General features: G+C 60.8%; 14 protein-coding genes. 7 read left to right on the forward strand and 7 right to left on the reverse strand.

Features of this window, described 5'->3' with window-relative positions:
* Positions 1–58 precede the first annotated feature (58 nt).
* On the forward strand, positions 59–1960 hold the full coding sequence (locus tag ACZ9IU_RS12475; protein ID WP_038543375.1) for a CASTOR/POLLUX-related putative ion channel: 1902 nt from the start codon (positions 59–61) through the stop codon (positions 1958–1960).
* An 84-nt stretch (positions 1961–2044) separates the two neighbouring features.
* Here ACZ9IU_RS12475 and ACZ9IU_RS12480 read toward each other — a convergent pair whose 3' ends face one another.
* Complete coding sequence (locus tag ACZ9IU_RS12480) at positions 2045–3271, reverse strand: aminotransferase-like domain-containing protein (protein WP_038543376.1); 1227 nt, start codon at positions 3269–3271, stop codon at positions 2045–2047.
* 164 nt (positions 3272–3435) lie between these two features.
* Between ACZ9IU_RS12480 and ACZ9IU_RS12485 the strand changes: the two genes are divergently transcribed.
* Entirely contained in the window at positions 3436–3645 is a 210-nt protein-coding gene (locus tag ACZ9IU_RS12485; protein ID WP_038543378.1) for an AbrB/MazE/SpoVT family DNA-binding domain-containing protein, read from the forward strand.
* Positions 3645–4031, forward strand: coding sequence for a type II toxin-antitoxin system VapC family toxin (locus ACZ9IU_RS12490; RefSeq protein WP_038543381.1), 387 nt, complete (start codon positions 3645–3647; stop codon positions 4029–4031). Before ACZ9IU_RS12485 ends, ACZ9IU_RS12490 begins: the two co-directional genes overlap by 1 nt.
* A gap of 21 nt (positions 4032–4052) precedes the next feature.
* Here the strand turns inward: ACZ9IU_RS12490 and ilvC are convergent, their stop codons facing one another.
* The 3 genes from ilvC to ACZ9IU_RS12505 form a co-directional block, all read right to left on the reverse strand.
* Positions 4053–5072 carry a ketol-acid reductoisomerase gene (gene ilvC / locus ACZ9IU_RS12495; RefSeq protein WP_037082110.1) on the reverse strand — a complete coding sequence of 340 codons (1020 nt, stop codon included), beginning with the start codon at positions 5070–5072 and terminating at the stop codon, positions 4053–4055.
* Between the two features lie 40 nt (positions 5073–5112).
* The gene (locus ACZ9IU_RS12500) at positions 5113–5751 is read right to left on the reverse strand and encodes a TetR/AcrR family transcriptional regulator (RefSeq protein WP_038543383.1); all 639 of its coding nucleotides are present in this window, start codon (positions 5749–5751) and stop codon (positions 5113–5115) included.
* Between the two features lie 162 nt (positions 5752–5913).
* Positions 5914–6816: an AraC family transcriptional regulator gene (locus tag ACZ9IU_RS12505; protein ID WP_038543385.1), complete on the reverse strand. Its 903-nt coding sequence runs from the start codon at positions 6814–6816 to the stop codon at positions 5914–5916.
* 186 nt (positions 6817–7002) lie between these two features.
* Here ACZ9IU_RS12505 and ACZ9IU_RS12510 point away from each other — a divergent pair, with 186 nt between their 5' ends.
* Positions 7003–8049: an NAD(P)-dependent alcohol dehydrogenase gene (locus ACZ9IU_RS12510; RefSeq protein ID WP_038543386.1), complete on the forward strand. Its 1047-nt coding sequence runs from the start codon at positions 7003–7005 to the stop codon at positions 8047–8049.
* Positions 8050–8124: 75 nt separating this feature from the next.
* On the opposite strand, the gene ACZ9IU_RS12515 is transcribed toward ACZ9IU_RS12510, so the two are convergent.
* Together ACZ9IU_RS12515 and ACZ9IU_RS12520 are read right to left on the reverse strand one after the other, a co-directional pair.
* Positions 8125–8730 (reverse strand): hypothetical protein, encoded by a 606-nt coding sequence (locus tag ACZ9IU_RS12515; protein ID WP_038543389.1) that lies wholly within the window; start codon positions 8728–8730, stop codon positions 8125–8127.
* A gap of 11 nt (positions 8731–8741) precedes the next feature.
* Positions 8742–9125, reverse strand: coding sequence for a winged helix-turn-helix transcriptional regulator (locus ACZ9IU_RS12520; RefSeq protein WP_405029331.1), 384 nt, complete (start codon positions 9123–9125; stop codon positions 8742–8744).
* A 173-nt stretch (positions 9126–9298) separates the two neighbouring features.
* On the opposite strand from ACZ9IU_RS12520, the gene ACZ9IU_RS12525 reads away from it, so the two are divergent.
* The 3 genes from ACZ9IU_RS12525 to ACZ9IU_RS12535 all read left to right on the forward strand — a co-directional run bounded on the left by ACZ9IU_RS12525 (position 9299) and on the right by ACZ9IU_RS12535 (position 11986).
* Positions 9299–10183 carry an SDR family oxidoreductase gene (locus ACZ9IU_RS12525; protein WP_038543394.1) on the forward strand — a complete coding sequence of 295 codons (885 nt, stop codon included), beginning with the start codon at positions 9299–9301 and terminating at the stop codon, positions 10181–10183.
* Between the two features lie 79 nt (positions 10184–10262).
* The gene (locus ACZ9IU_RS12530; RefSeq protein ID WP_038543396.1) at positions 10263–10979 is read left to right on the forward strand and encodes an aspartate/glutamate racemase family protein; all 717 of its coding nucleotides are present in this window, start codon (positions 10263–10265) and stop codon (positions 10977–10979) included.
* Between the two features lie 59 nt (positions 10980–11038).
* Positions 11039–11986, forward strand: coding sequence for a bifunctional helix-turn-helix transcriptional regulator/GNAT family N-acetyltransferase (locus tag ACZ9IU_RS12535; protein ID WP_038543399.1), 948 nt, complete (start codon positions 11039–11041; stop codon positions 11984–11986).
* Here ACZ9IU_RS12535 and ACZ9IU_RS12540 read toward each other — a convergent pair.
* On the reverse strand, positions 11983–12735 hold the full coding sequence (locus tag ACZ9IU_RS12540; protein ID WP_038543402.1) for a pyridoxine 5'-phosphate synthase: 753 nt from the start codon (positions 12733–12735) through the stop codon (positions 11983–11985). The genes ACZ9IU_RS12535 and ACZ9IU_RS12540 overlap by 4 nt on opposite strands.
* Positions 12736–12860: the final 125 nt, after the last annotated feature.

Raw genomic sequence — 12860 nt, forward strand, 5'->3', positions numbered from 1 at the left:
TTGTTTCGCAACCTAATCCTGCCATCTCGTCCACCAGGGTATATTTCGGGGACACAAGATGAAAAGCCGGGCAAACTGGGGCGCGCAGCTGCGCTATGGGTTCGACAAGAGCATGGCGGGCGGCGCGATCGCGCTGATCGGCTGGCTGGCGCTGATATCGCTGGTGGTGATCATGATCGCCGGCGCTATTCTCGCCGTAACCGGCATTGCGCCGGAAGGTGCCGAGCCGCTGGGCTTCGTCGAAGGCACGTGGGAATCGCTGATGCGCACCTTCGATGCCGGCACCATGGGCGCCGACCAGGGTTGGAGCTTCCGCATCATCATGCTGCTGGTCACGATCGCCGGCATCTTCGTCTTCTCGGCACTCATCGGCGTCATCTCGTCAGGCCTGGAAGACAAGCTCGACGACCTGCGCAAGGGCCGTTCGCGGGTGCTCGAAACCGAGCATACGATCATCCTCAACTGGTCGCCCTCGATCTTCGACGTCATCTCGGAACTCGTCATCGCCAACCAGAGCCGCCGCAACCCTCGCATCGTCATCATGGCGAACAAGGACAAGGTGGAGATGGAAGACGAGATCGCTACCAAAGTCGTCGATCGCAAGAACACCAAGATCATCTGCCGCAGCGGTGATCCGACCGACCTCTACGATCTCGGCATCGTCAACCCGCAGACCTCGCGGTCGATCATCGTTCTCTCTCCCGAAGGCGAGGATGCGGACCCGCAGGTCATCAAGACGGTGCTGGCGCTGGTCAACGATCCGAACCGGCGGACAGAAAAATACATGATTGCCGCCGAAATCCGCGACGCCGACAACGCCGAAGTCGCAAGGATCGTCGGCGGCGGAGAAATGCAGCTGGTGCTCGCCGACGACCTGATCGCCCGCATCGTCGTCCATACCAGCCGCCAGGCGGGCTTGAGCGCCGTCTATTCCGAACTGCTCGATTTCGACGGCTGCGAGATCTACACGCTCGAACAGCCCGACCTCGTCGGAAAATCCTTCGGCAATGCCGTGCTGGCCTACGACAAGAGCACCCTGATCGGTCTCTGCGACAAGGACGGCGCCATTCATCTCAACCCCAATCCCAACCAGGTGATCGCCGCCGGTGATCGCGCGGTCATCATCGCCGAAGATGACGACTCGATCAAAACCTGGTCCGGCGACATGGGCATCGACAAGAATGCCATCAAGGCGATCGTCAAGCGAGCCAAGACCGCGGAGCGCACGCTGATCCTCGGCTGGAATCGCCGCGGCCCGATCATCGCGACCGAACTTGCCCGCTATGTGGCGCCCGGCTCGCGGCTGACGATCGCCGCCGACACGCCGGAATTCGAAGGGGAAGTCGCCTCACTGAACCTCGACAGGTCCGTGCTTGCCGTCGATCACCGGGTGATCGACACCAGCAGCCGCCCGGCGCTCGACGCGCTCGACATTCCGTCCTACGACCACGTTCTGGTTCTCGGTTACAGCGACAGCATGATGGCCCAATCGGCCGATACGCGCACGCTGATCACTCTTTTGCAGCTCCGCAAGATCGGCGAGACGGCCGGCAAGCATGTCAGCGTGGTCAGCGAGATGATCGACGTTCGCAACCGCGAGCTTGCGGAAGTGACCCGCGCCGAGGATTTCGTCGTCAGCAATAAGCTGGTCAGCCTGATGCTCGCTCAAGCCTCCGAAAACGAATCGATGGCGGCGATCTTCGAAGAGCTTCTGGACGAGGCCGGCTCCGAGATCTACATGCGGCCGATGAGCGATTATGTCGATATTTCGAAGCCCGTAAACTTCTTCACTGTAGCGCTGGCAGCCCTTCGCCGCGGCGAAATCGCCATCGGCCACCGCCGCCAGCGGCCGGGCGCCGCCGATGTCAGGAATCTCGGCGGCGTGGTCGTCAATCCGCCCCGCGCCGAAATGACCTCCTATGCGGACAGCGACATGCTCATCGTCCTCGCCGCCGACTAACAGGACAGTCGAAGAAGGTCGACCAACAAAAAAGCCTGCCGTTTATCCGCGGCAGGCTTTTTCATACTCAAATGTTTCCTAGGCTCAGGCGGCCGTCCGGATTGCGTTGGAGACCAGGCGGCCGAGCCGCTTGATACCCTCGTCGATCATCGCCTCGTCGGCGCAGGAGAAACTCATGCGCAGCGTATTGGCATTGCTGCCGTCCGCGTAGAACGCCTTGCCCGGAACGAAGGCGACCTTTTCCGTGGCGATCGATTTTGCCAGCAACTCGGCGCCGTCCATGCCTTCCGGCAAGGTTACCCACACGAACATGCCGCCTTCCGGACGCGTCCAGGTGGCGGTCTTCGGCATGTATTTGTCGAGAGCCGCCAGCATCGCATCGCGCCGCTTGCTGTAAACGGACCTGATCTTGGCGACCTGGGCGTCGAAACCGCGCGAGGCGACGTACTCGATGGCAATCTGGTTGATCGTCGAAGAATGCAGGTCGGCCGCCTGCTTCATCAGCACCAGCTTGCGAATAACCGGCATCGCCGCGACGACGAAACCGACGCGCAGGCCCGGCGCCAGCGTCTTCGAGAAGCTGCCGCTGTAGATGGTGCGGGTGTTTTCGATACCGCCCCGGCGGGCGATGTCGAGCGCCATGATCGGCGGAATGGCCTCGCCATCATACCGCAGGTGCTGATAGGCGGCGTCCTCGAGGATCGCAATATCAAGTTCGTCGGCAAGCGCCAGCAGCCTTTCGCGGGCCGCCAGGTCGATCGTCTCGCCGGTCGGATTGGAAAAATCGGCAGACAGATAGGCGAACTTGACGGCGCCGCCGGTCTTGGCCGCGGTGTCGCGATAGGCTTCCGGCGTGCGGTTGCCGTTCAGCGAGAGCTGGTCGTAATTCGGCTCATAGGCATTGAAGGCCGAAAGTGCGCCGAGATAAGTCGGCCAGGTCACGAGGGCCGTGTCGTTCGGCGACAGGAATAGCTTGCCGAGATAATCGAGCGCCTGCTGCGATCCCGACGTGATGAACACGTTGTCGGGCGTGCAGTCGATACCGATCTTGGCGACGTCGCGGGCGATCCATTCGCGCAACGGCTTATAGCCTTCGCTGACGGAATACTGCAGCGCCGCGTTCACCTGTGCGCCGGAAAAAATGTCCGAATAGGCCTCCTTGAAAGCCACGTCCGGAAACAGCGCCGGATCCGGAATGCCGCCTGCGAAGGAGATGATATCGGGCTGGTCGAGCAGCTTCAGCAGTTCGCGGATTTCAGAGGCGCGCATGCGGCTGGAGCGCGTCGCAAAGATTTGTTCCCAATCAAGCACGGGATGTTTCCTCTTATTTCAATTTTCTTTGGCCAAACATTACACAAAGACCGATAGGTCAGCAAGACTGACCTATCGCGGTTGCTGCGATTTTTTTCGCCTTTGATTTTGCTTGCAACGGCACTATCTTACGCATAGTCTATCGATCCGCAGAAGGTAAGATCATGACGACGGCGACCTTGTCCTCCAAATTCCAGATCTCGATACCCAAAGAGATCCGCGAAAAGCATAATTGGCAAGCTGGGCAGCAATTTGCCTTCATCCCTAAGGGCAAGAGCGTCGTTCTCGTTCCGGTACCGACGCGAGACGAGCTGAGAGGAATAGCAAAAGGCGCCGACACGAGCAATTATCGGGACAGGGACGATCGTTACTGATGCGCGTCATCGACAGTTCGGCATGGATCGAGTGGCTGGTCGACAGTCCCCTGGCTTCACGCCTGGCGGGCGAGATACCTGAACCGCACGAACTGATCGTCCCGACGATCGTTCAAATGGAAATGTGCAAATGGTTGATAAGGGAGAGGGGCGAGGAATCCGCCGAACGCTTCATGTCCTATACGACCGAATGTATCGTCGTTGAATTAGGCACCGAGATAGCCTGGGATGCCGCCGAAGCTTCCCTCCGTTTCAAGCTCTCGACCGCAGACGCCATCATCTACGCGACAGCAAGGCTCCTTGACGCCGATCTGCTGACCTGCGACCGGCATTTCGAAAACCTGCCGCATGTCACTTATATTCCAAAATCCGGGGCGGAAGCCTGATTCCGCCCCGGCTCATTCGTCTTAGTTGACGCTCTTGTCGACCAGCTTGTTCTTGCCGATCCAGGGCATCATGCCGCGCAGCTTGGCGCCGACTTCCTCGATCTGGTGGCTGTCGTTCATGCGGCGGATGCCCTTGAAGCGCGAGCCGCCGGCACGGTATTCCTGCATCCAGTCCGAGGTGAACTTGCCGGTCTGAATGTCCTTGAGGACACGCTTCATCTCGGCCTTGGTTTCTTCGGTGATGATGCGCGGGCCGGTGACGTATTCGCCCCACTCGGCCGTGTTGGAGATCGAGTAGTTCATGTTGGCGATGCCGCCTTCATAGATCAGGTCGACGATCAGCTTCACTTCGTGCAGGCATTCGAAATAGGCCATTTCCGGCGCGTAGCCAGCTTCGGTCAGGGTTTCGAAACCGGCACGGATGAGTTCGACGAGACCGCCGCAGAGAACGACCTGTTCGCCGAAGAGATCGGTTTCGCATTCTTCGCGGAAGTTGGTTTCGATAATGCCCGAACGACCGCCGCCGACGCCGCAGGCGTAGGAGAGAGCGAGCTCAAGCGCGTTGCCCGAAGCGTTCTGGTGAACGGCAACGAGGCAGGGAACGCCGCCGCCCTTCTGGTATTCGCCGCGAACGGTGTGGCCCGGGCCCTTCGGCGCGATCATGACCACGTCGACCGAGGTCTTCGGCTCGATGAGGCCAAAATGGATGTTGAGGCCGTGCGCAAAGGCGATTGCAGCGCCGTCGCGGATGTTGCCGGCAATTTCGGCCTTGTAGATGTCGGCCTGGAGCTCGTCCGGAGTCGCCATCATCATCAGGTCGGCCCACTTGGCGGCCTCGGCGACAGTCATCACCTTGAAGCCGTCGGCTTCGGCCTTCTTGATGGTCCCGGAACCGGCCTTGAGCGCGATCACGACGTTCTTGGCGCCCGAGTCCTTGAGGTTCAGCGCGTGCGCGCGACCCTGGCTACCGTAGCCAATGATGGCAACGTTCTTGGACTTGATGAGGTTGATATCGGCATCCCGATCATAATAAACGCGCATCGTTTTTTCCTTCCCTATGCGTGAGGTCTGTTGATGATTGTTATCGTCCAGCGGAGACGCCGAGCACGTCCGCCGATTGTTTCTGCGTGCCGTGCAGCGTGAGGAACGAAGCGACCGCCCTCTCCGCCTGGCGCGCATTGTCCTTGAGGCCGGGTTCGCCGAGCAGCATGCGCACATGCAGGTCGGAAACGATCAGGCCGTAAAGCGTGTGATAAGCGGCATCCGCATTGTCGAAGCGCAGCAGCCCTGCCCTTTTTCCCTGGTCGATCAGCGCCATGGCACGACGATCGATCTGCCGGCGGCCGTGTTCGAGCAGCAGCTTCCCGAGCTTCGATCCTTCCCGGGTCGCCTGGCCGATCGCCAGCCGATTGAGTGCCAGCGAGACGTCGCCGGCGAGAACTTCCAGAAGATCGCGGGCAAAAAGTTCGAGGTGGTCACGCAGGAGATCAGCGGTCAGCCGTTCGCCCGAACGCTCAAAGGTGCGCACCTTGCTCGCCTGATGGGCGATCATTGCGGCCAGCAGGCCTTCGCGATCGCCAAACCACTTGTAGAGGCTCTCCTTGGAGCAATTGGCGGCGCGGGCAAGACCGGAGGTCGTCAGCGCCTTCTCGCCGCCTTCCACCAGCAGCCGAAGCGCCTGTTCCAGAACGGCGTTCTGGCGCGGCGAAAATTCGGGCATGTCGGTGGCGTCGGCTCTCACGTTCTCAAATCCTTTTGCGTACCGTACGGTACGGTTCTGCTCGTATAAAGCATCCGCCGCAGCCGTCAAGTCCGTTCTTCGAGCTGCCGCAACGACAAGGCGCTGAAGTTTACCGGCTGATCCACGAGGGTTTAAGCCTCGCTATTCCGCGGCAGCCAGGATAGCGCCCACGTCACGCAGCGGCGACACGCCGTAGAGCCGGCTGTATTCGCGGCTGAACTGCGACGGGCTCTGGTAGCCGACCCGGTGGCCGGCGCTGCCGACATCCAGCCCTTCCAACAGCATCAGCCGCCGTGCCTCATGCAGGCGCAGCTTCTTCTGGAACTGCACCGGCGTCATCGCGGTCACCGACTTGAAATGGTGGTGCAGCGAAGACGGACTCATACCCACATGGTCCGCCAGGTCCTCGATCCGCAGCGGCCGGTGGAAATTGGCGCGCAGCCAGGCGACGGCGCGGGCGATCCGGTTGCTGCGGCTTTCGGCGGTGGCGATATGAATGAGCCGTGGGCCATCCGGCCCCGAGAGGACACGATAGAGAATTTCCTGCTCGATCAGCGGCGCCATGGCCGCAATATCCGCAGGCCGATCGAGGAGCCGAAGCAGCCTTGTCGCGGCATCGAGAAGTTCCGGTGGCGCGACATTGGAGACGATGCCGCGCATGGCATCGGTGTCGGAACCAAGCCGGGGAACGTCTACCCGCTCCAGCAGCGCGGACAGGCGGTCCGTATCGATGGCAAGCGCGAAACATAAGTGCGGCACCTCCGGGCTTGCGACCGTGACGCGCGAGGTCACCGGCAATTCGATCGAGGTGAGAAGATAATCGCCGACGCCGTAGGCAATCATCTCGTCCCCCAGCTTGACGCTCTTGGTGCCTTGCAGGACCAAACCGATGCAGGGCCGGTAATCCATATAGAGCGGTGCGGTTGGGACCGTCCGCCGGCTGAGCATCAGATTTCCAACGGCCGTGAACACTTCCCCATCCTTCTGAACGTGCCGCGCGGCAATCGAGGCCGCCTCGTGATAGGGATTGAAGGGCAGTGTCATGGAGCCTCCGGGATGAGCAGATGAGCGCTTTTCCTATGCCGACTTGCCGATGAAACCAACAGGCGGGCAATCACTTTTGCAGGATCGTGCAAAAAGCTCGCAGGATCGCTCTAACGCCGTTGCGAGGTCCGGAGGCATAGTCCGCGCGTCCAATTCCCTCCCAACCAACAGATGAATGGAGCTCCCATGGCTATTGCAAAAGGCTATGCCGCTACCGACGCGTCGAAACCACTGACGCCCTTCACCTTCGAGCGCCGCGAACCCAATGACGACGACGTCGTCATCTCGGTGCAGTATTGCGGCGTTTGCCATTCCGACATCCACCAGGCCCGCAACGAATGGGGCAATTCCCGATTTCCGATGGTGCCGGGCCATGAAGTGGCCGGCGTCGTTTCGGCCGTCGGCGCTGGTGTCACCAAGTTCAAAGTCGGCGACCGTGTCGGTGTCGGCTGCTTCGTGAATTCCTGCATTGGCTGCGCCACCCGTGATCTCGATTACGAACATTTCCTGCCGGGCCTCACCCAGACCTATAACGACGTCGAGGCCGACGGCACGACGCCGACCTATGGCGGTTATTCGGACCAGATCGTCGTGAAGGAAGGTTACGTCCTCTCCTTCCCGGACAATATCCCGCTCGACGCCGGCGCCCCGCTGCTTTGCGCCGGGATCACGCTCTATTCGCCGCTGCGCCACTGGAAGGCCGGTCCCGGCATGAAGGTCGCGATCGTCGGCATGGGCGGCCTCGGCCATATGGGCGTCAAGCTCGGTGCGGCCATGGGCGCCGATATCACCGTGCTCAGCCAGACGCTGTCGAAAAAGGAAGATGGCCTGAGGCTCGGCGCCAAGGACTATTACGCCACCAGCGACGCCGAGACATTCACCAAACTCGCCGGCACGTTTGACCTGATCATCTGCACGGTCGGCACGACGATCGACTGGAATGCCTATCTCGGCCTCCTGAAGTTCGACGGCTCCATGGTGCTGGTAGGCGTCCCGGAACATGCGGTCCCGGTCTATGCCTTCTCGGTTATCGGCGGCCGCAAGAGCCTCTCCGGCTCGATGATCGGCTCTATCAAGGAAACCCAGGAAATGCTGGATTTCTGCGGCGAGCACGGCATCACGTCCGAGATCGAGAAGATCAATATCCAGGATATCAACGAAGCCTATGAGCGCGTCATCAAGAGTGACGTGCGCTACCGCTTCGTCATCGACATCGCCTCGCTGGCGGCTTGACCACCACCGCGCCAACAAACAACAGGGCGGCTTCCGGGCCGCCCTGCCAGCCTACTATGTTACCGACCGCAAAGCCTAACCTCTGGCCGAACTCAAAGACGGCCCGCGCCGCACCAGCTCGTCGAAAAGATTATTCACGGCATGCGGGTCGGCAACATCGACGATCCTCAGCTCATTTTCCCGAGCCGCTTTGTGCATTTCCGCATTGTCGCGAAGGGAACGCTCGATAAACGCGTCGAACATATCCCGGTGGCCCTCCCCGGCCTGCAGATATCCCGCCTCGGCTCGCATTCTCTCCCGTAGGAAATCTGTATCGGCATGGAGACATATCCCGACAAGCGTCTCCGAAACGAGCGGCGCGATGAATTCAGGCCGCAGTGCCGATCCTTCCAGCACAAATGGTTTTCGAGCCTCTATCTCGCCGTCGATCATTCGCTTCAGGCCGGGCCACATGTTTTCGTGATGCACCCTCAGGAACCAGTAGATCGTCTCCGGCGAAAGGCGCCTATAATACTCGACCACAGGTGGACGGACGCTCGGCCACGGCCGCCCCGGATGCCGCCCGAGACTATCGGTCGATACCATGTTCAAGTTGAGCGCCTCAGCCAGACGTTTTGCCAGCGTCGTTTTGCCGACATGCGAGCTTCCAGCGATCAATATGCCTGACAAGCCTTGATCCATAGCGGGCTCGATCAGGCGAGTTCGCTCTCGTCGTATTTCACCCGCGCGGCTTTCACCGACGGATGATTGGCTTCCGCCCATTGCAGCACCTTGGAAAGCGGCTCGAAGAGCGAGCGTCCGAGATCAGTCATCCGGTATTCGACGCTCGGTGGTTTGGTCGGAAACACTTCGCGTTCGATATAACCGTCGCGCTGCAGGTCACGCAGCGTCTGGGTCAGCATCCGCTGGGAAATATCCGGCACCAGCCGGCGAAGCTCGCCGAAGCGATAGGGCTGGCGCGCCAGGGCCCCGAGAAGCAGCGTCGACCATTTGCCGGCAATCCGGTCGATAACGTCCCGGACCGGACAATTATCCATGTTCCATCCGGACGTATCGCATTCCTTGCCATCTAGCATCGGCTTACGGCTTGCATTGAGGGCCATGGAGGTGGTTCCCTTGAAGTAACGATCTCCCTGGAAACTGCCTCCTTTACAGATCGAAGTCAATTCCTATTCTAGTGCTAGTCTCTTTTTGAGACCAACAATAATCGCCGCGCCGACAGGCCGGCCATCGCCAGGAAAGAAACCGCATGACCAAACTTCTCGTCACCGGCGCCGCCGGCCATCTGGGCCGCGCAGTGCTGCATCACCTGCTGGAGACATCCAAGATCGCTGCCGCCGACATCGTCGCTGCCAGCCGTGATCCGAACAAGCTCGCCGACCTTGCCGCCGGCGGCCTGGAAACCCGCGCAGCCGATTTCGACGACGAAGCCGGGCTCGTGAAGGCATTCACCGGCGTCGATCGCGTGCTGATCATTTCCACCGACGAACTGGCAACGCCCGGCAAGCGTATCACGCAGCATAGGAACGCCGTTTCCGCCGCCGCAAAGGCCGGCGTCAAACACATCGTCTATACGTCCATGCCGAACCCGGACAAGTCGCTGGTCACGTTCGCACCGGATCATCTCGGCACGGAAGAGGCCATCAAGGCGAGCGGCGTCGCTTACACGATCCTGCGCAATTCCTGGTATCACGACAATTATCTGATGGGCATGCCGCACAATCTTCAGGTCGGCAAATGGTACACCTCCGTGGGCACCGGCAAGATCACAACGATCAGCCGCGACGACTGCGCCCGTGCCGCAGCCGCAGCCCTAGCCAATCCGCCGGCCGGCAGCCGCATCTTGACCCTCACCGGCTCGGAATCCCTGACAACCGCAGAAATCGCCGCCCGCGCATCCGCCGCTGCCGGCAAACCGCTTGAGGTCGTTGACGTCACCGACGAGCAGCTGACCCAGGGGCTCACCGGCGCCGGCCTGCCCGCCTTCGTCGCGACTATGCTGGTCTCGGCGGATGCCAATATCCGCGCCGGCAATTTCGAACAGGTGACGAGCGACTATGAGACGCTGACCGGCCAGAAGCCGCAGACGCTCGCTGCCTATTTCGAGACCCAAAAGGCGGCCCTCGCCGCTTAGCATCTCGCCGGATTGCGGCTCTCCGAATTTCGCGATAAATGAGATGGAGTTGCCAAATTCCATCTCGTTTGGAGAAAAAATGCGCAAAATCGGCTTGATTGGCGGGATGAGTTTCGAAAGCACTGCGGTGTATTATCGGCTGATCAACGAGATGGTGCGCGACCGCCTCGGTGGTTTTGCGTCGGCCGATCTCCTGCTCCATTCCGTCAACTTTGCGGAAATCGTCGACATGCAGAAGGCCGGCCGCTGGGATCTGGCGGCCGAGCATCTTGCGGGCAGCGCGCGCAGGCTGAAAGCGGCCGGCGCGGAATGCGTGCTGATCTGCACCAACACCATGCATCTCGTCGCCCCGCAGGTACAGGCCGCGATCGACATACCCCTCATCCACATCATCGACGAGACCGCCAAGACGTTGAAATCACAAGGCCTGAAGCGGCCGCTCCTGCTCGCCACACGCTACACGATGGAGCACGGCTTCTATCCCGATCACATGAAGGGGCTCGGTATCGATGTCATGGTGCCGGATGCGGACGATCGTACCGATATCCATAACATCATCTTCAACGAACTCTGCGCCGGGATTGTTCTCGATACCTCCCGCACCCGGGCCATCGCCATGATCGAAAAGGCGAAGGCTGAAGGCGCCGACAGCATCATCCTCGGCTGCACGGAAATCTGCCTCCTGCTCGATCCGGCAGGCCTGCCCCTGCCCGGCGTCGATTCCACCGCCATCCACGCCAAGGCCGCAGTCGATTTCGCACTCGGCCAGCCGGCGGCCAAACAGGCTGCAGCGTAAATTTATTTGACTCAGTCCAATAAATACCTGACAGAGTCTCCCTAAAGGAGAATCTGCCGATGACCGATCCTGCCGTTCTCGATGCCGTCCGGGCCTTCAATCGTTTCTACACCAACAAGCTCGGCATTCTCGCCAAGGGCTATCTCGACACCGATTACACGCTGACCGAAGCGCGTATCCTCTATGAGATGGGCGCCCGCAAACGGGTTTCGGCGACCGAGCTCAACCGCGATCTCGGCCTCGATCCCGCTTATCTCAGCCGCCTCCTCAAAAAATTCCGCGAGGTCGGCTTCATCGACAGCGAGCCGGATCCCGACGACAAGCGCAGCCAGATTCTCATTGTCACCGACAAGGGACAAGCCGAATACGAGACGCTCGGCGAACGTTCCCGCCAGCAGATCGCCAGGGATTTGAGGGAAGTGGACACGTTCGGCCACGAAAGACTGATCGGCTCGATGCAGGTGATCCGCAATATTCTCGACCCGCAGTCGGCCGCGCCAACACCGCCGGTCGTCATCCGTCCGCATCGTGTCGGTGACATGGGTTGGCTGATCGAAGCCCAGGCGGTCGCCTATGCGCGGGAATACGCCTGGAACGACAAGTTCGAGGGGTTGGTTGCCGAGGTCGCCGGCAAGTTCATCGCCAATTTCAACCCCGAGCGGGAGCGCTGCTGGATCGCCGAACGCGACGGCAAACGTGTCGGCTCGGTGGTCGTGGCGGATGGCGGCGGCGACACAGCCAAGCTGCGCCTTCTCTACCTTGATCCCGCCGCCCGCGGCCTTGGCCTCGGCCGGACGCTCGTCGAACAATGCATCAAGTTCTCGACACTCGCCGGTTATAAAAAGCTGTCGCTCTGGACCAATGACTGCCTGAGTGCGGCAATCCGCATCTATCAAACGGCCGGTTTCAAGCTCGTCGCAGAGGAAAAGCACAACCTGTTCGGACCGGAATGCAACGGCCAGACCTGGGAGCTCGAGCTCTGCGAGGCAAAACTGTCGTCGAGTTAGACGACCTGGCCGCAGGCGCGGCGGAAGCGGCGCACGGTTTCCGCCATGCCGTATTCCAGCGCATCCGCCGTCAGGCCATGCCCGATGGAGACTTCCGCCATCTTCGGAATACGCTTCACCAATGCCGGCAGGTTGGCGACCGTCAGGTCGTGACCGCCATTGACGCCGAGCCCTTCAGCAAATGCCGCATCCGCCGTCCGCCCGAGTTTTTCAAGGATTTCGGCCCCAAGCACCGGATTGTCGAAACAGCCGCCATAGGGCCCGGTATAGAGTTCGATACGGTCGGCACCCGTCGCCCTGGCGAGCTTCACCGCTTCGACATCGCCGTCGCCATCGGCAAACAGCGACACCCGCATGCCGCCCTTCTTGAGCCGCGCCACGATCGGCTTCAGCATCTCGCTCGTGGCACGGAAATCGAATCCGTGGTCGGAGGTCGCCTGGGTCGGATCGTCCGGCACCAGGGTTACCTGCTCCGGCTGGGTCGCCTCGCACAGCGCCAGGAAATCCTCGCTCGGATATCCTTCGATATTGAACTCGGCATTCGGGAACTCGTCGTCGATCAGCGCCCGAAGAACCGGCAGATCGGTGAAGCGGATATGGCGCTGGTCGGGGCGCGGATGCACCGTCAGGCCGGCCGCACCCGCCTGCAGCGCGATGCGCCCCAGCGCTTCGACGCTTGGCCATGGAAGATCGCGGCGGTTGCGCAGCATGGCGATGGCATTGAGGTTCACGGAAAGCTTGGTCGGCATGGCAATACCCGGTTTTGAAAGGTCGATCCGCTTTTAGGCCATGCGCCTTCGCAATGCCACCGGGTTTAGAAAAATGCACTTATAAAGAGTTTTGATGGACGAGAATTCACGAGGCAACAGGGGCT

The sequence above is a fragment of the Mesorhizobium sp. USDA 4132 genome (assembly GCF_056279545.1).